At 70.3% G+C, this 21235-nt stretch carries 16 protein-coding genes; 13 read left to right on the forward strand and 3 right to left on the reverse strand.

Going from position 1 to position 21235, the window contains the following annotated elements:
* The first annotated feature begins 114 nt into the window (after positions 1-114).
* The 10 genes from ngcE to AB0F62_RS27095 all read left to right on the forward strand — a co-directional run bounded on the left by ngcE (position 115) and on the right by AB0F62_RS27095 (position 13725).
* The gene (ngcE, locus tag AB0F62_RS27050; RefSeq protein WP_361804421.1) at positions 115-1506 is read left to right on the forward strand and encodes an N-acetylglucosamine/diacetylchitobiose ABC transporter substrate-binding protein; all 1392 of its coding nucleotides are present in this window, start codon (positions 115-117) and stop codon (positions 1504-1506) included.
* Between the two features lie 105 nt (positions 1507-1611).
* Positions 1612-2544: a sugar ABC transporter permease gene (locus AB0F62_RS27055; RefSeq protein WP_361804379.1), complete on the forward strand. Its 933-nt coding sequence runs from the start codon at positions 1612-1614 to the stop codon at positions 2542-2544.
* Between the two features lie 15 nt (positions 2545-2559).
* Positions 2560-3492 carry a carbohydrate ABC transporter permease gene (locus AB0F62_RS27060; protein WP_361804382.1) on the forward strand — a complete coding sequence of 311 codons (933 nt, stop codon included), beginning with the start codon at positions 2560-2562 and terminating at the stop codon, positions 3490-3492.
* A 226-nt stretch (positions 3493-3718) separates the two neighbouring features.
* A complete protein-coding gene (locus AB0F62_RS27065) occupies positions 3719-4915 on the forward strand; it encodes an ROK family transcriptional regulator (protein ID WP_361804385.1) in 1197 nt (398 codons plus the stop codon).
* Between the two features lie 146 nt (positions 4916-5061).
* Entirely contained in the window at positions 5062-6165 is a 1104-nt protein-coding gene (locus AB0F62_RS27070; protein ID WP_361804388.1) for a substrate-binding domain-containing protein, read from the forward strand.
* Positions 6166-6347: 182 nt separating this feature from the next.
* Entirely contained in the window at positions 6348-7136 is a 789-nt protein-coding gene (locus AB0F62_RS27075; RefSeq protein ID WP_361804424.1) for an ATP-binding cassette domain-containing protein, read from the forward strand.
* Entirely contained in the window at positions 7133-8431 is a 1299-nt protein-coding gene (locus AB0F62_RS27080) for a sugar ABC transporter permease (RefSeq protein ID WP_361804391.1), read from the forward strand. Before AB0F62_RS27075 ends, AB0F62_RS27080 begins: the two co-directional genes overlap by 4 nt.
* Before the next feature lie 138 nt (positions 8432-8569).
* Positions 8570-10498, forward strand: a complete 1929-nt coding sequence (gene dxs, locus AB0F62_RS27085) for a 1-deoxy-D-xylulose-5-phosphate synthase (RefSeq protein ID WP_361804394.1) — start codon at positions 8570-8572, stop codon at positions 10496-10498.
* A 151-nt stretch (positions 10499-10649) separates the two neighbouring features.
* Positions 10650-12161 (forward strand): amino acid permease, encoded by a 1512-nt coding sequence (locus AB0F62_RS27090; protein WP_361804397.1) that lies wholly within the window; start codon positions 10650-10652, stop codon positions 12159-12161.
* A gap of 37 nt (positions 12162-12198) precedes the next feature.
* Complete coding sequence (locus tag AB0F62_RS27095; protein ID WP_361804400.1) at positions 12199-13725, forward strand: glycosyltransferase family 39 protein; 1527 nt, start codon at positions 12199-12201, stop codon at positions 13723-13725.
* Here AB0F62_RS27095 and AB0F62_RS27100 read toward each other — a convergent pair whose 3' ends face one another.
* Positions 13726-14133 carry an NTP pyrophosphohydrolase gene (locus tag AB0F62_RS27100; protein ID WP_361804403.1) on the reverse strand — a complete coding sequence of 136 codons (408 nt, stop codon included), beginning with the start codon at positions 14131-14133 and terminating at the stop codon, positions 13726-13728.
* Positions 14134-14354: 221 nt separating this feature from the next.
* On the opposite strand from AB0F62_RS27100, the gene AB0F62_RS27105 reads away from it, so the two are divergent.
* The 3 genes from AB0F62_RS27105 (at position 14355) to AB0F62_RS27115 (ending at position 17415) form a co-directional block, all read left to right on the forward strand.
* The gene (locus AB0F62_RS27105; protein WP_361804406.1) at positions 14355-15092 is read left to right on the forward strand and encodes a thioredoxin domain-containing protein; all 738 of its coding nucleotides are present in this window, start codon (positions 14355-14357) and stop codon (positions 15090-15092) included.
* 89 nt (positions 15093-15181) lie between these two features.
* On the forward strand, positions 15182-16462 hold the full coding sequence (locus AB0F62_RS27110) for a peptidoglycan-binding protein (RefSeq protein ID WP_361804409.1): 1281 nt from the start codon (positions 15182-15184) through the stop codon (positions 16460-16462).
* Positions 16459-17415 (forward strand): SPFH domain-containing protein, encoded by a 957-nt coding sequence (locus AB0F62_RS27115; RefSeq protein WP_361804412.1) that lies wholly within the window; start codon positions 16459-16461, stop codon positions 17413-17415. Before AB0F62_RS27110 ends, AB0F62_RS27115 begins: the two co-directional genes overlap by 4 nt.
* Positions 17416-17476: 61 nt before the next feature.
* Here AB0F62_RS27115 and AB0F62_RS27120 read toward each other — a convergent pair whose 3' ends face one another.
* Complete coding sequence (locus tag AB0F62_RS27120) at positions 17477-19615, reverse strand: 3-hydroxyacyl-CoA dehydrogenase NAD-binding domain-containing protein (protein WP_361804415.1); 2139 nt, start codon at positions 19613-19615, stop codon at positions 17477-17479.
* Positions 19612-20832, reverse strand: a complete 1221-nt coding sequence (locus tag AB0F62_RS27125) for an acetyl-CoA C-acyltransferase (RefSeq protein WP_361804418.1) — start codon at positions 20830-20832, stop codon at positions 19612-19614. Before AB0F62_RS27125 ends, AB0F62_RS27120 begins: the two co-directional genes overlap by 4 nt.
* Positions 20833-21235: the final 403 nt, after the last annotated feature.

Raw genomic sequence — 21235 nt, forward strand, 5'->3', positions numbered from 1 at the left:
GCGTCCAGGAGGCCCGCTGAACGCGGGCTTGCGCGGGGGGAACAACGGGTGCGTGGCCCGTGCACAGATTCAACTCCGCACCGCATGGGTCCTGGGGAAGGTGAGGACTTGAGCATGAGATCCGACGTCAACCGGCGCGATCTGATCAAGCGGGCCGCAGCGGTGGGCCTGTTGGCCGCTCCCGCCGCGGGTCTGCTGAGTGCCTGCGCGTCCAGCGGCAGCGGCAACGACAAGGGCACCGAGAAGGGCGAGAAGTCCAAGGAGAACCCGTTCGGCGTGGCCAACGACGCCCCTCTGGACGTCGTGATCTTCAAGGGCGGCTACGGAGACGCGTACGCCATCGAGTTCGAGAAGATCTACAAGAAGAAGTTCTCCGGAGCGAAGATCAGCCACCTGGGCACCCAGGAGATCACTGGCAAGCTCCAGCCCCGCTTCAACGCCGGCAACCCGCCGGACGTCATCGACGACTCCGGTGCCCAGCAGATCAAGCTGGACGTGCTCTACAAGAGCGGCCAGCTCACCGACCTCACCCCGCTTCTCGACGCGCCCTACCTCGACGACCCGAGCAAGAAGGTCCGGGACGTCCTGCAGCCCGGCACCATCGAGACGGGCAGCTTCGACGACGGCAAGATGTACCAGCTGTCCTACATCTACACCGTCTGGGGCCTGTGGTACTCGGGCAAGCTCTTCAAGGAGAAGGGCTGGACCGCGCCCAAGACCTGGGCCGACTTCATGTCGCTCTGTGAGGAGATCAAGAAGTCCGGCATCGCGCCCTTCTGCCACCAGGGCAAGTACCCGTACTACATCAACATCGTCGTCATGGACCTCATCGCCAAGCACGGCGGTCCGGACCTGGTGAAGCGCATCGACGACATGGACCCGACCGTCTGGGACGAGCCCGCCGCCAAGGCGGCCGTCGAGGCCGTCTACCAGATCGCCGACAAGGGCTACCTGCTCCCCGGCACCAACGGCATGACGCACATCGAGTCCCAGACCGCCTGGAACGAGGGCAAGGCCGCCTTCATCCCCTGCGGTTCGTGGCTGGAGAACGAGCAGCTGAAGGCCACCCCGTCGGACTTCGAGATGACCTTCCTGCCGATCCCCTCGCTCGACGGCGACAAGCTGCCCTTCGAGGCGATGCGCGCCGGCGCCGGTGAGCCCTTCATCGTCCCGAAGAAGGCCAAGAACCAGGCCGGCGGCCTGGAGTTCCTGCGGATCATGCTCACCAAGGAAGCGTCGAGCAAGTTCGCCCAGACGGCCAACTCGCTGACCGTGCTCAAGGACGGCGTCGGCTCCGACGTCCAGCTGCGCCCGGGCACCAAGTCCACCGTCACGGCGCTCGGCGCGGCCGGGAGCAACGTCTTCAACTACAACTACCCCAACACGCAGAGCGCCTTCGACACGGACGTGCAGAACGCCAGCGCCGAGCTGATGGCCAAGCGCATCAAGCCCGCCGAGTGGCTCAAGCGGGTCAAGGCCGCGGCCGAGAAGGCCAAGAAGGGCTAATCGTTCCCACCGGCCCTTGCGCACCGGGGTCCCGGTGCCCCCTGATGGACCAGGGGGCGTTCGGGACCCCGGTGCGACGATCCACCCGATGGCAGGAGCAGCGCCATGCGCTATCGCAAGTACCCGTTCATCGCGGGATTCCTCTTCATTCCGGTCGTGCTCTACGTCGTCTTCGTCATCTGGCCCTACCTCCAGACGTTCGGGTACTCCCTCACCGACTGGTCCGGTCAGTCCCAGACGATGCATTTCGTCGGTCTGGAGAATTACACGACGCTCTTCCGGGACCACGTATTCCTGCAGGCGCTGCAGCACAATGTGCTGCTGCTGGTGTTCCTGCCGCTGGTGACGATCCTGCTGGCGCTCTTCTTCGCCTTCATGCTCAACGTGGGCGGCCGCGGTGGCACCACGGGTGTCCGGGGCGTGCACGGATCCGCCTTCTACAAGGTGGTCTTCTTCTTCCCCCAGGTGCTCTCCGTCGCGATTCTCGTCGTGCTGTTCCAGGCGGTCTACCGCAGTGACGGAAGCGGCCTGCTGAACGGCATCCTCATCAAATTGCACCTCGAGGATCCGAACGCCCCGATCGAATGGCTGAACAGTCCCAACCTGGTGATGTGGTGCCTGCTGGGCGTACAGATCTGGGCCGGTGTCGGCTTCTATCTGGTGCTGTTCTCGGCGGCCATGCAGTCCGTTCCCAAGGACATCTACGAGGCCGCCCTGCTGGACGGCGCCGGCCGTCTGCAGACCTTCTACAAGGTGACGCTCCCACTGCTGTGGGACAGCGTGCAGACCGCCTGGGTGTACCTGGCCATCGCCGCGATGGACTTCTTCGTACTGGCCTCGGTCCTCACCCCGGGGTCGAGCTTCGGCGGCGGCCCGGACTACCACGGTGAGGTCATGGCGACCTACCTGATGCGCAACTTCCTCACCTTCGGAAAGAGCGGCTACGCCTGTGCCATGGGCGTCGTCATCCTCTTCCTCACCCTGATCCTTTCCGCCATCGCGCTGCGGCTCAGCCGCCGCGATCGCATCGAGTACTGAGCGGGAGCGCATCCCATGGCCACTCCCATCAAGCAGCCCACCCCGGTGCCCGTCCTCGAGCGGCCCCCCGTCATCAGCAGCAGGAAGACGGAACGGGAACGCTTCGCCGACGGCGGCGCGACGCTCAACGTCTTCTCGCACGGCTTCCTGGTCCTGTGGGGCGTGATGATCCTCCTGCCCCTGGGATGGATCGTCCTCGGTTCCTTCAAGAACAATTCGGAGATCGGCGCGAGCGCCTGGTCCTGGCCCTCGCACTGGTCCTTCGACGCCTTCTCCCGGGCCTGGGAGAAGGGCATCGGCGACTTCTTCGTGAACACCGTGATCGTTCTGGTGTTCTCCGTGCCGCTGACGATGCTCCTCGGCTCGATGACCGCGTATGTGCTGGCGCGCTACGAGTTCCCCGGCAACCGGATCATCTTCTACCTGTTCGTCGGCGGCGCGATGTTCCCGGTGTACCTCGCCCTCGTGCCGTTGTTTTTCATGGTCAGCAACCTGGGCATGCTCAACACCTACCAGGGCCTGATCCTGGTCTACATCGCCTATTCGCTGCCCTTCACCGTCTTCTTCATGCACTCGTTCTTCAGAACGCTGCCCACCGCGGTGCACGAGGCGGCGATGATCGACGGCTGCTCGCACACCCGGGCCTTCTTCCAGGTGATGCTGCCGATGGCGAAGCCGGGCCTGATCAGCGTGGGCATCTTCAACGTGCTGGGCCAGTGGAACCAGTACATCCTGCCGATGACCCTGCAGCAGCAGCAGTCCAGCAGCGACCCGGACCGTTCGATGCTGGCCCAGGGGCTGGTGAACCTGGCGCAGCAGCAGGGGTACTCGGGCGACTACCCGGCGCTCTTCGCCGGCATGACGATCGCGATGCTGCCGGTGCTCGTCGTGTACCTCTCCTTCCAGCGGCAGGTGCAGGCCGGTCTGACGGCCGGCACCCTGAAGTAGTCGTTCGGTCACTCCACGTCGCCGCCGTCCGGGTCGTCCGGGCGCGGAGCGGAAGCGGTCCCGCCACATGCGGGGCCGCTTCCGGATTTTTTGGGCATTCCGTGAGCGGTCTGGTTCTCCCCCTTGACGGGACGCGAGCCAAAAGGCTTGCTTAGAGTTCACATGTTGTAGACGACGGGGTCTCATCGGCGTGGCTCCCGTCCGGTTCGGCAGGAGTGGAATGGTCGTGGAGACTCCGGGATCCCAGTCGTCGCTGCACCGGGCCAACCTGGAACGGGTGGTCCGGGCCGTACGGCTGGCGGGTTCGCTGACGCAGGCGGAGATCGCCCGTACGACGGGGCTGTCCGCGGCGACGGTCTCCAACATCGTCCGCGAGTTGCGCGACAACGGCACCGTGCAGGTCACCCCCACGTCCTCGGGCGGCCGCCGGGCCCGCGCGGTCACCCTGTCCGGGGACGCCGGCGTCGTCGTGGGCGTCGACTTCGGGCATTCGCACCTGCGGGTCGCGGTCGGCAACCTGGCCCACCAGGTGCTGGCCGAGCAGTCCGAGCCGATCGACGTGGACGCCTCGGCGTCCGAGGGCTTCGACCGGGCCGAGCAACTGGTCGCGCGCCTCATCGAGTCGAGCGGGATCGGCGCCGACAAGGTGATCGGCGTGGGTCTCGGCGTCCCGGGCCCGATCGACGTCGAGACCGGCGCGCTGGGGTCCACCGCCATCCTGCCGGGGTGGGGCGGCATCAACCCGCGCCACGAGCTGGCCGAGCGGCTGCGCATGCCGGTGCAGGTGGACAACGACGCGAACCTCGGGGCGCTGGGCGAGCTGGTCTGGGGCGGCGGCCGCGGGGTGAAGGACCTGGCGTACATCAAGGTGGCCAGCGGTGTCGGCGCGGGGCTGGTGATCGACGGCCGGATCTACCGCGGGCCCGGCGGCACCGCCGGCGAGATCGGCCACATCACGCTGGACGAGTCCGGCCCGGTCTGCCGCTGCGGCAACCGCGGTTGCCTGGAGACCTTCACCGCCGCCCGCTACGTGCTGGACCTGCTGCGCGGCAGCCACGGCCCCGACCTGACCCTGGCGCGCATGGTGCAGCTGGCCAGGGAGGGCGACCCCGGCTGCCGCCGGGTCATCGCGGACGTCGGCCGGCACATCGGCATGGGCGTCGCGAGCCTCGCCAATCTTCTGAACCCGAGCCGGGTCGTGCTCGGTGGTGACCTGGCGGAGGCCGGGGAGCTGGTCCTGGCCCCGATAAGGGAGTCCGTGGCGCGCTACGCGATCCCCAGTGCCGCCCGCCGCCTCTCGGTCGTCTCAGGGGGTCTGGGGGCCCGCGCGGAGGTGCTGGGCGCTCTCGCGCTGGCCCTCAGCGAGGTGGGGGATTCGACCCTTTTGGATGCTAATGTTCCCGCAGCGGTGGCTGTGTCGTAGAGATCACTCTGCGTTCATCTAGATAACGAAACGCACCGTTGCCATCTCGTTAAGTATTTACTTCTTGACGTCAAGCCTGTGGCCGAGTTGACTCACGCTCACCTCGGCCGCAGTCTCTTGCGGCCCTGTCAGGGAGGCAACCCCACATGAACGCAATGATGCGTCGCGTCGTGATCGGCACCGCGGCCGTCTCCATGGCCCTTTCCGTTGCTGCGTGCGGCAAGGCCGGCGACGACAAGGCGGACGGCGGCAGCAGCAGCGCCGGCAGCAAGAGCAAGACCATCGGTCTGCTGCTTCCCGACAGCGTCACCGCGCGCTACGACAAGTTCGACAAGCCCCTGTTCGAGGCCAAGGTCAAGGAGCTGTGCGCGGACTGCGACGTCCAGTACGCGAACGCCGCGGGCGACTCCGGCAAGCAGGCCCAGCAGGTCAGCACCATGATCACCAAGGGTGTCAAGGTGATCGTGATCAGCGCGCAGGACGCCGCGGCCATCAAGTCCTCGGTCCAGGCGGCCGTCGACAAGGGCATCAAGGTCATCGCGTACGACCGCCTCGCCCAGGGTCCGGTCTCCGCGTACGTCTCCTTCGACAACGAGAAGGTCGGCGAGCTGCAGGGCCAGGCGCTGCTCGACGCGCTGGGCGCCAAGGCCAAGCCGTCGGCGAACGTCGTCATGATCAACGGTGACGACGCCGACCCGAACGCCGCGCTGTTCAAGGCGGGTGCCCACAAGGTCCTCGACGGCAAGGTGAAGATCGCCTACGAGCAGAGCGGTCTGTGGAAGGACACCGTCGCCAACCAGAAGATGACGGCGGCCATCACGCAGCTCAAGGCCAAGAACATCGCGGGCGTCTACGCCGCCAACGACGGCATGGCCGGCGGCATCGCGACCGCCCTCAAGGGCGCCGGCATCAGCGGCATCCCGCTGACCGGTCAGGACGCCGAACTCGCGGGCATCCAGCGCATCATCGCGGGCACGCAGTCGAGCACGGTCTACAAGGCGTTCAAGCCCGAGGCCGACGCCGCCGCCGTCCTCGCGGTGAACCTGATCGAGGGCAAGAGCATCGACTCGCTCGCCACCACCTCGCTGACCAGCGGTTCCGGTGACAAGGTCCCGTCCCAGCTGCTGACCCCGGTCTCGGTCACCAAGGCGAACGTCAAGGACACGGTCATCGCCGACAAGCTGTACTCGGTCGACGAGATCTGCACCGCCGAGTTCGCCAAGGCCTGCAAGGCCGCCGGCATCCAGTAACACGGCAGGCCTCCCACCGGAGGCCGCCACGCGAACCTGTCCGGTGCCCGCCCCGTCCACAGACCCCGCTGACGGGGCGGGCATCGGACAGACATTCCGTTCATCATGTAAAGCTGTGCACTTTGCACAACACTCCGCGCCCCTCCAAGCGCGGCATCCCCGCCGGTCAGGCGGCGAAGGAGATGGTTCACGTGTCCGCTACGCCCGTGCTGGCGTTGCGCGGAGTCTCCAAGCGATTCGGTGCGGTCCAGGCACTCACCGATGTCGACCTGGAGGTCCACGCCGGTGAGGTCGTCGCGCTCGTCGGCGACAACGGCGCAGGTAAGTCGACCCTGGTCAAGACGATCGCGGGTGTCCACCCCATCGATGAAGGCGTCATCGAGTGGGAGGGCAAGCCGGTCAGCATCAACAGGCCGCACGACGCCCAGGGCTTCGGAATCGCGACGGTCTACCAGGACCTCGCGCTCTGCGACAACCTCGACGTCGTCGCCAACCTCTACCTCGGCCGCGAGATCAAGCGCGCCAGCGTGATCGACGAGGTCACCATGGAGGCGCGATCCAGGGAGCTGCTGAGCACCCTGTCGATCCGCATCCCCAGCGTCCGCATCCCGATCGCCAGCCTGTCGGGTGGTCAGCGGCAGGTCGTCGCGATCGCGCGCGCCCTGATCGGCGACCCCAAGCTGGTCATCCTCGACGAGCCCACCGCCGCCCTCGGCGTGGAGCAGACGGCCCAGGTGCTCGACCTGGTGGAGCGGCTGCGCCAGCGCGGCCTCGCCGTCATCCTCATCAGCCACAACATGGTGGACGTCAAGGCCGTCGCGGACAAGGTGGCGGTACTGCGGCTCGGACGCAACAACGGCGTGTTCGACGTCAAGAGCACGTCCCAGGAAGAAATCATCTCCGCGATCACGGGCGCCACGGACAACGCCGTGACCCGTCGTCAGGCGCGGCGCACGGAGGATGCAAAGTGAGCGACACGTCGAAGACCGTAAAGCAGGACGCGGTGGCAGCGGTCGAGGACGCGTCCTCGGCTGCGGTGCCCGTGGTCGACCCTCGCCTGCTCGTCCGTGAAGAGGGCTTCAAGGGCTACATCACGGAGTTCAAGCGCAAGGTCCGCGGCGGTGAGCTCGGCTCGCTGCCGGTCATCATCGGCCTGATCATCATCTGGACCGTCTTCCAGACCCAGTCCAGCAACTTCCTGACCGCCGGCAACCTGGCCAACATCGGCTTCTTCCTGGCGGCCACCGGCATGCTCGCCATCGGCCTGGTCTTCGTGCTGCTGCTCGGCGAGATCGACCTGTCGGTGGGTTCGGTCAGCGGTCTGGCGTCCTCGCTCTTCGCGATCCTGGCGACCACCCACGGGATGAACCCGTGGCTCGCCCTGATCCTGACGATCCTGACCGGCATCGTCATCGGTGCCCTGCACGGCTGGTTCTTCGCCAAGATCGGCGTCCCCGCGTTCGTCGTCACCCTCGCCGGCTTCCTCGGCTGGAACGGCCTGATGCTGCAGCTGCTCGGCGACAGCGGAAGCCTCTCCATCCAGGACACGGGCCCGCTGCACATCCTGGGCCAGCAGTCCTTCTTCCTCGACCAGGACATCCTCGGCGCCTACCTGCTGGCGGGCCTGGGCACGGTGGCCATGCTCGCCGGTTCGCTCATCGAGCAGCGCCGCCGTCGTGCCGCCGGCGTCCCCTTCCGGCCCACCAGCGAGATCGCGCTCCGTGTCGGTGCCCTCGCAGTGGTCTCCTTCGTCGTCGCCTACGTGCTGAACCAGGCGAGCGGTGTCCCCAACGCGCTGGTCATCTTCCTGGCGGCCCTGGTCATCACCGACTTCGTGCTCCGCCGCACCTCCTACGGACGCAAGATCTTCGCGGTCGGCGGCGGCATCGAGGCGGCCCGCCGGGCCGGCATCAACGTCGCCATGATCCGTATCTCCGTGTTCGCCATCTCCGGTGCGTTCGCGGCGATCGGCGGTCTGTTCTTCGCCGCCCAGACCTACACCGCCTCGCTCGGCGCGGGCGGCGGCAACTACCTGATGCTGGCCATCGCGGCCGCGGTCATCGGCGGCACCAGCCTCTTCGGCGGCCGGGGCACGGTCTGGTCGGCGCTGCTCGGCATGCTGGTCATCCAGTCCATCCAGACCGGCCTGGACCTGCTCAACATGAACACCGCGCTCCAGTACATGATCACCGCCGCGGTGCTGCTCGCCGCCGTGGTCATCGACTCGGTGTCCCGCAAGAGCCAGAAGGCCGCCGGCCGCGGCTGACGGCTCACACCGCGCACCAGTGGCGTGACGTGCCCGGCGCAGGGAAGATCATCCCAGCGCCGGGCACAGGTGTGTGCGGAGCTCGAAACGCGAACACATAGACTCGGGAAACCGGCAAGCGACAGCAAGGAGGCACGGGTGGCGCTGCTGACCCGCATCAAGGGACCGCGCGATCTCGACCGGCTCAGCCCGGAGCAGCTGGTCGAGCTGGCAGGAGAGATCCGTACCTTCCTGGTCGACGAGGTGTCCAAGACCGGCGGGCACCTGGGGCCGAACCTCGGCGTCGTCGAGCTGACCCTCGCGCTGCACCGCGTCTTCGACTCGCCGAAGGACAAGGTGCTCTGGGACACCGGCCACCAGAGCTACGTCCACAAGCTGCTCACCGGCCGTCAGGACTTCTCCAAGCTCAAGAGCAAGGGCGGCCTGTCCGGCTACCCCTCGCGCGCCGAGTCCGACCACGACGTCATCGAGAACAGCCACGCCTCCACGGTGCTCGGCTGGGCCGACGGCCTCGCCAAGGCCAACGAGCTGCTCGGCAAGCGGCACCACACCGTGGCCGTCATCGGTGACGGCGCCCTCACGGGCGGCATGGCCTGGGAGGCGCTCAACAACATCGCCGCCGCCAAGGACCGCCCGCTGGTCATCGTCGTCAACGACAACGAGCGCTCCTACGCGCCGACCATCGGCGGCCTCGCCAACCACCTCGCCACGCTGCGCACCACCGACGGCTACGAGCGCTTCCTGACCCGCACGAAGGAACTGCTGGAGCGCACCCCGCTCATCGGCCAGCCCCTGTACGAGACCCTGCACGGCGCGAAGAAGGGCTTCAAGGACTTCATCGCCCCGCAGGGCATGTTCGAGGACCTCGGCCTGAAGTACGTCGGCCCGATCGACGGCCACGACATGGAGGCCCTGGAGTCCGCCCTGCAGCGCGCCAAGCGCTTCGGCGGCCCGGTCATCGTCCACTGCCTCACGGAGAAGGGCCGCGGCTACACCCCCGCCCTGGAGGACGAGGCCGACCGCTTCCACGCCGTCGGCAAGATCCACCCCGACACCGGACTGCCGATCGCCGCCTCCGGCGCCGACTGGACCTCGGTCTTCGGCGAGGAGATGGTCAAGCTCGGCAGGGAGCGCAAGGACATCGTGGCCATCACCGCCGCGATGCTCCAGCCCGTGGGCCTGGACAAGTTCGCCAAGGCTTTCCCCGACCGCGTGTACGACGTCGGGATCGCCGAGCAGCACGCGGTGGTGTCCGCGGCCGGCCTGGCCACCGGCGGCCTGCACCCCGTCGTCGCCGTCTACGCGACCTTCCTCAACCGCGCCTTCGACCAGGTCCTGATGGACGTCGCGCTGCACAAGTGCGGGGTCACCTTCGTCCTGGACCGGGCCGGCATCACGGGCACCGACGGCGCCTCCCACAACGGCATGTGGGACATGTCGATCCTCCAGGTCGTGCCGGACCTGAGGATCGCCGCCCCCCGCGACGCCGACCAGGTGCGCGCCCAGCTGCGGGAGGCCGTCGAGGTCAAGAACGTCCCGACCGTCGTCCGCTACTCCAAGGGCGCGGTCGGCCCGGCGGTCAAGGCCGTCGGCAAGGTCGGCGGCATGGACGTGCTGCGCGAGGCCAAGCCGCAGGCCGAGGGCGACCGGCCCGACGTCCTGCTGGTGTCCGTCGGCGCGCTCGCCCCGATGTGCCTGGAGATCGCCGACCTGCTCGACGCGCAGGGCATCACCACCACCGTGGTCGACCCGCGCTGGGTCAAGCCCGTCGACGAGGCCCTGCCCGGCCTCGCGTCCCGCCACCGGGTCGTCGTCACCGTCGAGGACAACGGCCGCGCCGGCGGTGTCGGCTCGTCCATCGCCCAGGCGCTCCGCGACGCGAACGTCGACGTGCCGCTGCGCGACTTCGGCATTCCGCCGCAGTTCCTGGACCACGCGAGCCGCAAGGAGGTCATGTCCGAGATCGGCCTGACCGCCCCGGACATCGCGCGCCAGGTCACCGGCCTGGTCTCCCGCCTCGAAGGCCGCTACGCCGACGAGCCGGCCCCCCAGGTCGCGGGCGACTGACGTCCCTTCCGCCACCTCGCGCGACGGCACCGGGCCGGGCGACACCCTTATGGGTGATCGCCCGGCCCTTCTGTCGATGTGTAGGCGCGCCTGATCCGGTCACACGCATCCGCGGGTGCTGTGATGCAGGAACAACTGTGGAGGTGCGCCGGTGGACGTGGGCGGCAACGCTGCGAAGAGTCGGAGCGGGTTCTTCCGGACCAAATCGGTCGAGGACTCCCTGAGGGACACACAGGAACCCGAGCACGCGCTCAAGAAGTCCCTGTCGGCCCTCGACCTCACGGTATTCGGCGTCGGTGTGATCATCGGCACCGGAATCTTCGTTCTCACGGGCAAGGTCGCGAAGGAGAACGCGGGCCCCGCCGTCGCGCTGTCCTTCATCACCGCGGGGGTCGTCTGCGCGCTCGCCGCCCTGTGTTACGCGGAGTTCGCCTCCACCGTGCCGGTGGCCGGGTCTGCGTACACCTTCTCCTTCGCCACCCTCGGTGAACTGCCCGCCTGGATCATCGGCTGGGACCTCGTGCTGGAGCTGGCGCTGGGCTGCGCCGTGGTCGCCGTCGGCTGGTCCGGCTATCTGCGCTCGATCATGGACAACTGGGGCTGGCACATGCCGCAGGTCCTGTCCGGCGGGGAGCAGCCCGGGTTCCAGTTCGACCTGCTGGCCTTCCTGCTGGTCGTGGTGCTCACCGGCATCCTGGTCGCCGGGATGAAGCTCTCCGCCCGGGTCACCTCCGTGGTGGTCGCGATCAAGGTCGTCGTGGTCCTGATCGTGATCATCGTGGGCTCGTTCTTCGTCAAGGGCCACAACTACACCCCGTTCGTCCCGCCCGCCGTGACGTCCGAGGGGGCCGAGGCCGGGCTCAAGGCCCCGCTCATCCAGCTGATCTCGGGTTTCACACCGTCCCAGTTCGGCGTCATGGGCATCTTCACCGCGGCGGCCGTGGTCTTCTTCGCCTACATCGGCTTCGACATCGTCGCCACCGCCGCCGAGGAGACCAAGAACCCCCAGCGGGACGTGCCGCGCGGCATCCTCGGCTCGCTGCTCATCTGCACCGTGCTGTACGTCGCCGTCTCCATCGTCGTCACCGGCATGCAGAAGTACACCGCCCTGTCGGTGGACGCGCCGCTGGCCGACGCCTTCAAGTCGGTCGGGCACCCGTTCTGGGCCGGACTGATCGCCTTCGGCGCCGTGGTGGGCCTCACGACGGTCTGCATGATCCTGCTGCTCGGGCAGAGCCGGGTCTTCTTCGCGATGAGCCGCGACGGCCTGCTGCCGCGCTTCTTCTCCCGGGTGCACCCCACGCGGGGCACCCCCTACCGTTCCACGATCCTGCTCGGGGGCATCGTCGCGATCGTCGCGGGCTTCACGACCATCGAGGAACTGGCCGAGCTCGTGAACATCGGAACGCTCTTCGCGTTCGTCGTCGTCGCCATCGGCGTCGTGGTGCTCCGCCGCACCCGCCCGGACCTGCCACGCGCCTTCCGCACCCCGTTCGTGCCGTGGCTGCCCGCGCTGTCGGTGCTCGCCACGCTGTGGCTGATGCTCAACCTGCCCGCCGAGACCTGGCTGCGGTTCGCCGTCTGGATGGCCCTCGGCTTCCTCGTCTACTTCTTCTACGGCTACCGGCACAGCCGGATGCGCAAGCCGGTCCGGCAGGGTTGAGCTGACGGAGCGGGAGGGCGCCCGGTACGTTGGGCGCGTGCCGACCCGCCCCGAGAGCGCCCGCGTCGCCGCGCCCGCGCTTCCGGAGCCGCGGGCCGGAGCCACCCGGGCCCGGGAGCCTTCCCGGTTCACCCGTCTCTCCTGGCCGGTGCTCGTCCCGCTGCTGACGCTCGTGGCGGCCCTGGTCCATCTGCCGTCCTTCCTGCGCCCGGTGTGGAACCCGGACGAGGGCTACCTCGCGACGCAGGCCCGGATGCTCGCCTCCGGCGGAGTCCTCTACGACACCGTCGTCGACCGCAAGCCCCCGCTCCTGCCCTGGCTCTACGAGGGCGCGTTCGCGCTCTTCGGGGACGACTCGCTGTGGCCGCTGCGTGCCGCGGCCGTCGCCGCGCACGTGGTGACCGCGGCGCTGCTCGTCGCCCTGGGCCGGCGGCGCTGGGGCGACCGGTGGGGGGCCGCCGCCGGATTCGGCTATCTGCTGCTGTCCGTGGGGCTGGCGCCCGAGGACACCCAGGCGGCCAGCTTCGAGGTGTTCACCCTGCCGTGGACCGCCGCCGCCGTGCTCTGCGCCGACCGCGGGCGCTGGGGGGCGGCCGGGGTGGCCGTGGCCGGGGCGGCGCTGACCAAGCAGACCGGCGCGATGGCGCTGGTCCCGGTGGTCTGGATGCTGTGGCAGGCCCGGCGCGGGAGCCGGGCGCCGACGGCGGGCGCGTGGGCGCGGCTGTCGGCGGGGTGCGCGCTGCCCGTCACGGCCGTGGCCCTGGCGACGGGCGTGGAACGCTTCGTCTTCTGGACGGTCACCGGATCCGGCGCCTACATGTCCCCGGAGGGCGCGTGGCTGCTCGGCGCCGGGCGGGGGCTCGGCAACGCCGCGATCCTCACGGCGGCGGGCGCGGGCCTGGTGCTGCCGGCCGTCCGGCTCGCGGCGCGGCGCAGGCCCTTCGCCGGGACCGAGCTGTGGATCTGGCTCGGCGCGGCCGCCGTCGCCGTCGTGGCGGGCTACCAGTTCTACGGCCACTACTACCTGCAGCTGCTGCCCCCGCTCACCCTCGTCGGGGTGGCCGCGCTGCGCCGGCTGCCCGGGCGGGGGCCGGCCAGGAGGGCCGCGGCCGTCTGGACGGTACTGGCGGCGTCTGTCTTCACCGGCTGGGGCCTGGCGGCCCCGCGTACCGAACTCGATCACGCCCACGCCGTCGCCGCGGCGATCCGCGCGCACACCGGCGAGGACGAGACCGTCCTCGTGTGGGGCATGCACCCCGAGCAGTACTGGCTCGCCGGACGCGCGCCGGCCGGCCGCTTCCTCACCGCGGGCTTCCTCACCAACTTCAGCGGCGGCCGCGGCGGCGCCCGGGTCGGCGAGACGTACGCCGTACCGGGCGCCTGGGCCGCCTTCCGTCGCGAGTTCTCCGCGGCGCCCCCGGCCGTGGTGGTCGACGACTCCCGAGGCGCCCCCTACGGTCCGGCGCACATCCCCGGACTGCGCCGCCTGCTCGCCGAGGGCGGGTACGAGCGCGTCGCCGCCGTCGACGGCGCGGTGTTCTACGCGCGGCCGCCGGACCGGTAGTCACGCACGGACCGACCGCGGCCCCGCGACGACCGCGCCGTGGGCGGTCACCCGGCGGCGCAGCTCGCGGTCGGCCGTGACGACGAGGCAGTGCCGCTCCGGCGGGCGGTCCGCGGCGAGTGCGGCGATCAGGTCGTCACCGCTGCCGGGCGCCGCCTCGACCCGTACTCCCGGTACGGCCGCCACCTTCCGGGCCGCGCCCTCCACGACGAGCACGATGTCCAGCGGCGGCAGCCGGGCCCACTCCGGCACGTCCGCCCGTTCCGGGAGCCCGGTGCCCGCCAGCGCGGCGAGGCCGTCCCGCAGACGTTCCGTCGCCCCGTGCCGGTCCCGCCACCAGCCGTCCGGGACGGATCCCACGGTGTTGGCGGCGTCGACGACCACCAGGGGTGCTGTCTCGGCGTTCACCGGCCCACTCTGTCACAACGGGCCCGGAGCGGGACGCCCTTGCGGAGCCCTGCCCGTTGCTCCCGGCCCGCGGTTCGCGGGAGGCGTCTCGGGCATGAGAGGGGCCCGAGGACGGGTATGCCCAGAAGGCCCGGCCCGGGAAGCCCTTCGGGCCCGCTCCCCGTCGCGCGAGCCCGGACCCTCCCCGGGGCCGCGTTCGTAGGCGGTGGTAGAAAGTCCCGGTGAAGCAGACGAAGTCCAAGCGCTGGCGGTCCTACGCCGGGACGGTGATCGTCCTGGGCGTGGTGTTCGGGGGCTCCGCCGTCCTCGGGGCGCATGTGCGCAGTGAGAAGCAGCACGAGGTCAAGGCTCCGGTCGGCGCCTCGGGCGAGGAGCAGCTGGCGGTGCCGGTCAGGCCGACGAAGCTGCCGGTGACGCTGACCGTGTACGAGGACCTGCGCAGCCCGGAGTCGAAGGCCTTCGCCGCCGAGTACGCGGACACCCTGGCGAAGCTGGTCGCCACCGGCCAGGTGGAGATCGACTACCGCCTGGTGACGCCGACCGACACCGCGGACGGCGGCAGCGGCTCCCTGGCGGCGGCCAACGCGGCCGCGTGCGCCCAGGACGTGGGCCGCTTCCAGGAGTACGTCGCGCAGGTGTGGGACGCCCAGCCCGCCGACGTCCAGGACGACCCGTTCACCGGCGACACGTTCCTGAAGGACCTGGCGAAGAAGGCCGGCGGCGTGGACGAGACGCACTTCGTCCCGTGCGTCCAGGGCGGGGACCACGACGGGTGGGTGCGGCGCTCCCAGGAGGAGTTCGCCGCGGCCGGGTTCACCTCCGCGCCGGTCGTGCAGGTGAACGGCGAGACCGTCACCGATCCCACGGGCGGCGCCTCGGAGCTCACCCCCGCCCGATTGACGCAGCTGGTCGACAAGGCCGTTGCCGAGGTCGTGGACAGCACCACCGCGACAGGCTGACCACACCACCCGCTGTCATTCCATCAGATTTATATGGAAATCGGGTAATAAGGGCATGTGGCACTCGATCGCGAGGAGTGGTGGTGCACATGTCCACACCGTTGTTCGACGAGGTCGGGCCGCAGCCGGGCTGCGTCTGTGAGGACTGCGCACGGCGGCGGCTGATCCTGGCGGCGACCCGTGCGACGCCCCGGTGCGCCCCACCGGTCACCGCCCCCGCCGCGCTGGTCGTCCTGGTCGCGGCCGGCGCGACCGCCATGGCGCCTGCCGCCGTGGCGGCCCCCGCGGAGGACGCCGGGCAGGCCGCGGCCGCCGCCCGCACCGAGCAGGCGCAACCCGACCGGATCGGCGCCGTGGCCCCGCTCCGGCTGACCCGCGATCAGATCCTGGAGCGGGCCAGGCGCTGGATCGACGCCAAGGTCCCGTACGACATGCGCCGCCGCTGGCGGGACGGCTACCGGCAGGACTGCTCCGGATTCGTCTCCATGGCCTGGGGCCTGGGCAGCAGCCAGTGGACCGGCACCCTGCCCCGCTTCGCGGAACGGATCAGCCGCGACGAGCTCGAACCCGGCGACATCCTGCTCTTCCACAACCCCCGCGACCCCGTCGAGGGCTCCCACGTCACGATCTTCGGGGGCTGGGCGAACGCCGCGCACAGCCGCTACGTGGCCTACGAGCAGACCCGGCCGCGCCCCCGGGTGCGCTCCACGCCGTACGCCTACTGGGACCACTCCAAGCGCTACGTGCCCTACCGGTACAAGTACCTCAGCGGCGAGGGCTACGACGACTTCTACGACGACCTGTACGGGGACATCGACCTCGGCGACCTGGGCTACCCGGGCAGCTGGTCCTTCGGCCCCGGAGCCTCCAACGGCTATGTGACGAAGCTCGGGCGGATGCTGCGGCAGCGCGGCGGGGGCGCGTACTACCACGACGGCCCGGGGCCCCGCTGGAGCGACGCCGACCGCGAGGCCACCCGTGCCTTCCAGCGCGCCCAGGGCTGGAAGGGCGATCAGGCCGACGGCTTCCCCGGCCCCCTGACGTGGCGTTACCTCACCCGGGGGGCCGGATCGAACATCGACGGCGGCCGCCCGGCAGCGGCGCCCCCGGTCCGCCCGTCCCGCCTGGCCCCGCCGGCCTACCCGGGCATCGGGGGCTTCAGGCCCGGCCAGTCGGGCCCGCACGTGTTCGCGCTGGGACGGCGGCTGGCCGCCAAGGGCTTCGGCCGGTTCTACGCGCAGGGCCCCGGCCCCCGCTGGGGCGAGGCCGACCGGCGCGCGGTGGAGGCCTTCCAGCGGGCCCAGGGCTGGTCCGGAAACCAGGCAGACGGCTATCCCGGCCCCGAGACATGGAGGCGGCTCTTCTCATGACGATCACCCCCCAGGGGAGCCCTGCCGGGTTCCCCGTGCCCGCTCAGGCCCCCGCGAAGGACACGGTCCCCGGCCCGCCCGTCGTGTCACCACTGTCGGACATCACCGAACGTCCGGGGCGTTGCCTGCCCGGCGGCGTCGCCGTGCTCACGGCCCTGGCGGCGGCCTGCGGCACGGCCGCGCTCCTGCTGGGCCCCGCCGGGACGTCCCCCGCCGTCCTCGGCGGCGCCGCGGCCGTCCTCGCCGCGGTGACCGCCCTGACCGCGCTCGGCCTCGCCCGGGGCCGCCCCGGCTCCGTCTGGCTGCTCACCCGGCACGGCGCCTACCGCGGCACCGTCCGCCGCACCGGGCTGCTGTGGATCAGCCCGCTGCTCGTCCGCCGCCGCGTCGACACCAGCCTCCGCCACTGGCGCAGCAGCCCCATCGAGGCCACCGATGCCGACGGCACTCCGCTGCAGGTCACGGTCCTGATGGTGTGGCGGGTCCGCGACACCGCGCGGGCCGCCTTCGCCGTCCACGACCACGTCCGCTACCTGCGCGCACTGGTGGAGGCCGCGGTCGCCCGCTGCGTGTCCCGGCTGCCCGCCGACGACTTCCGGGGCCCCGGCCCCACGCTCCGCGACACCGACCGCCTCACGGACGACCTCACCCGGATGCTCGTCCAGGACCTGAAGCCCGCCGGCATCGAGGTGTTCTCCGTTCAGCCCGTCCGCATCGACTACGCACCCGCCGTGGCCTCCACGCTGCGCCGCGCCCAACTGGCCGCCCTGGACGACCGGCACCGCCGCGCCGCCCTCGACGCCGCGCTCACGGCCGTCGGGGAGACCGTGCGGGGCCTGACCGAACGCGGCCTGGTCGACCTCGACGACTACGAACGCAAGGCCCTCGTAAGGGATCTGACGGTCGCCTACTGCACGGCCCACGTCCCCGAGGCCGGGGCACAGACCGCCTGAGGCGCAGAAGGCGAAGGGGCCCCCGCCGAACGGCGGGGGCCCCTTCGCGTCGCGATACGCGTTACGCCGGGACGGAGGCCACACCCGGGGCCAGGAACGGCTTGCCGTTCACCCGCACCGAGACGCCCTCACGGTCCAGGTACGGCGTGATGCCGCCCAGGTGGAAGGGCCAGCCGGCACCGGTGATCAGGCACAGGTCGATGTCCTGCGCCTCGGCGACGACACCCTCGTCCAGCATGATGCCGATCTCCTGCGCGACCGCGTCCAGGACGCGGTCGCGCACCCGCTCCTCCGTCAGGACGCTGTCGCCCTGCACCAGGAGCGCGGCGACCTCGGGGTCCAGCTCCGGCTTGAAGCCGTTCTCGGCGGAGTAGACGTAGAAGCCGCGCTTGCCCGCCTTGACGACGGCCGCGAGGTTGGGGGAGACCGTGAAGCGGTCCGGGAAGGCGCGGTTGAGCGTCTCGGAGACGTGCAGACCGATCGCCGGGCCGACCAGCTCCAGCAGCACCAGCGGGGACATCGGCAGGCCGAGCGGCTCGATGGCCTTCTCCGCCGTCGCGACCGGGGTGCCCTCGTCGATGACGTTCTGGATCTCGCCCATGAAGCGGGTCAGGATGCGGTTCACCACGAACGCCGGGGCGTCCTTGGTCAGCACCGCGGTCTTCTTCAGCTTCTTCGCCACGCCGAACGCGGTGGCCAGCGACGCGTCGTCGGTCTGCTCGCCGCGCACGATCTCCAGCAGCGGCAGCACCGCGACCGGGTTGAAGAAGTGGAAGCCGACGACCCGCTCAGGGTGCTCCAGCTTGGAGGCCATCTCGCTCACCGACAGCGAGGAGGTGTTGGTGGCCAGGATCGTCTCCGGCTTCACCACCGCCTCGACCTCGGCGAAGACCTGCTGCTTGACGCCGATCTCCTCGAAGACCGCCTCGATGACGAAGTCCGCGTCGCCGAAGGCGGCGGCCTTGTCGAGGGAGCCGGAGACCAGGGCCTTGAGGCGGTTCGCCTTGTCCTGGTTGACGCGGCCCTTGAGCAGCAGCTTGTCGATCTCGCCGTGGACGTAGCCGACGCCCTTGTCCACGCGCTCCTGGTCGATGTCGGTGAGGACCACCGGCACCTCCAGGCGGCGCGCGAAGAGCAGCGCCAGCTGCGAGGCCATCAGACCGGCGCCGACGACGCCGACCTTGGTGACCGGGCGGGCCAGGTTCTTGTCCGGGGCACCGGCCGGGCGCTTGCCGCGCTTCTGCACCAGGTTGAAGGCGTAGATGCCGGAACGCAGCTCGCCGCCCATGATGAGGTCCGCCAGGGCCTCGTCCTCGGCGTCGAAACCGGCGGACAGGTCACCGTCCTTGGCGGCGGCGATGATGTCCAGGGCGCGGTACGCGGCCGGGGCTGCGCCGTGCACCTTGGAGTCGGCGAAGGCACGGCCCTTGGCGACGGCCTCGTCCCACGCCGCGCCGCGGTCCACCTCGGGGCGGACGATCTGGATCTCGCCCTTGAGCACGGCGGCGGTCCAGGAGAGCGACTGCTCCAGGAAGTCCGCGCCGTCGAACAGCGCGTCGGCGATGCCCAGGTCGTAGACCTGACCGCCCTTGAGCTGCTTGTTCTGGTTGAGCGAGTTCTCGATGATGACGCTCACCGCGCGCTCGGCGCCGATGAGGTTCGGCAGCAGCGCGCAGCCGCCCCAGCCCGGGACCAGGCCCAGGAAGACCTCGGGGAGGGAGAACGCCGGGATGGCCGAGGACACGGTGCGGTAGGAGCAGTGCAGGCCGACCTCGACGCCGCCGCCCATGGCCGCGCCGTTGTAGTACGCGAACGTCGGCACCGCGAGACCCTGCAGACGGCGGAAGACGTCGTGGCCGCCCTTGCCGATGGCCAGCGCGTCCTCACGGCGCTTCAGCAGCTCGACGCCCTTGAGGTCGGCGCCGACCGCGAAGATGAACGGCTTGCCGGTGAGGCCGACACCGACGATCTCGCCGTCCGCGGCCTCCTTCTCGACCTGGTCCAGCGCCGCGCTCAGGTTCGCCAGCGACTGCGGGCCGAAGGTGGTCGGCTTGGTGTGGTCCAGGCCGTTGTCCAGGGTGACGAGCGCGAAGCGCCCGGCACCCAGGGGGAGGTCGAGGTGGCGCACGTGCGCCTGCGTCACGACCTCGTCCGGGAACAGCTCGGCCGCTCCCTTGAGGAGCTCGGCGGTGGTGGTCACTTGCTGCCTCCGTCGAAGTGCGGGTTCTCCCAGATCACGGTGCCGCCCATGCCGAAGCCGACGCACATGGTGGTCAGGCCGTAGCGGACGTGCGGCTGCTCCTCGAACTGGCGGGCCAGCTGCGTCATCAGACGGACGCCGGAGGAGGCGAGGGGGTGGCCGAACGCGATGGCGCCGCCGTACTGGTTGACGCGCGCGTCGTCGTCGGCGATGCCGTAGTGGTCGAGGAACGACAGCACCTGGACGGCGAATGCCTCGTTGACCTCGAACAGGCCGATGTCGGAGATGGACAGGCCCGCCTTGGCGAGCGCCTTCTCCGTCGCCGGGATGGGGCCTACGCCCATCACCTCGGGCTCGACGCCCACGAAGGCGTAGGAGACCAGGCGCATCTTCACCGGGAGCTCCAGCTCCCGGGCGACGTCCTCGGCGGCGATCAGGGAGGCCGTGGCGCCGTCGTTGAGCCCCGCCGAGTTGCCCGCGGTCACGTTGCCGTGGGCGCGGAACGGGGTCTTGAGGCCCGCCAGGTTCTCCAGCGTGGTGCCCGGGCGCATCGGCTCGTCGGCCGTGGCCAGGCCCCAGCCGGTCTCGCCGCCCTCGGGGGAGGTGCGGCGCACCGAGATCGGCACCAGGTCCGGCTGGATCCTGCCGTTCGCGTACGCCTTCGCGGCCTTCTCCTGGCTGCGCACCGCGTACTCGTCGGCGCGCTGCCTGGTCAGGTGCGGGAAGCGGTCGTGCAGGTTCTCCGCCGTCATGCCCATGAACAGCGCGGACTCGTCGACCAGCTTCTCCGACACGAAGCGCGGGTTGGGGTCCACGCCCTCGCCCATCGGGTGCCGGCCCATGTGCTCCACGCCGCCCGCGACCGCCACGTCGTACGCCCCGAAGGCGACGCCGCCGGCGACGCTGGTGACCGCGGTCATCGCGCCCGCGCACATGCGGTCGATGGAGAAACCGGGCACCGACTTGGGTAGCCCCGCCAGGATCGCGGCCGTACGGCCCAGGGTCAGGCCCTGGTCGCCGATCTGGGTCGTCGCGGCGATGGCGACCTCGTCGATGCGCTCCGGGGAGAGCGCGGGGTTGCGCCGCAGCAGCTCCCGGATGGACTTGATGACCAGGTCGTCGGCACGGGTCTCGTGGTAGATGCCCTTCGGGCCCGCCTTGCCGAACGGGGTGCGGACGCCGTCGACGAAGACGACGTCCCTAGCGGTACGAGGCACGTTGGCTCTCCTCAAGGTGCGGGTTCGCTTGCCGCGGGCAGAAGACGGCGGCTCCGCGGACCATGCTACTCGCGGGTAACCGATGTGCACAGTGCGGGTGGGCGGGGTCACACGTTCGGCTGCGCCGGGCCGGCGGTTGTCGTTGCGCGCGGGTCCGTTGTGGTTGCTGTTGGGGTTTTTCCCCCACCCTCCCGCCCTCCCCCAGCCTTCGGCCGGGGGTGCCCCCATCCGGCGCGGTCGGTGCGGGCCGCGCACCGTGTGCCTGGGGTCGGTGCCGCGCCGGCGCACGTCCTCAACGCTCGCGGTTTACCCCCACATCATTCGGCACCGGGTCCGCCGCTCGTCTCCCCCAGCCTTCGGCCGGGGGGACCCCCATGGGCGCACCCCGCCACACCCCCTCCGG

It is taken from the genome of Streptomyces sp. NPDC026673 (assembly GCF_040638135.1).
Taxonomy (GTDB): Bacteria; Actinomycetota; Actinomycetes; order Streptomycetales; family Streptomycetaceae; genus Actinacidiphila.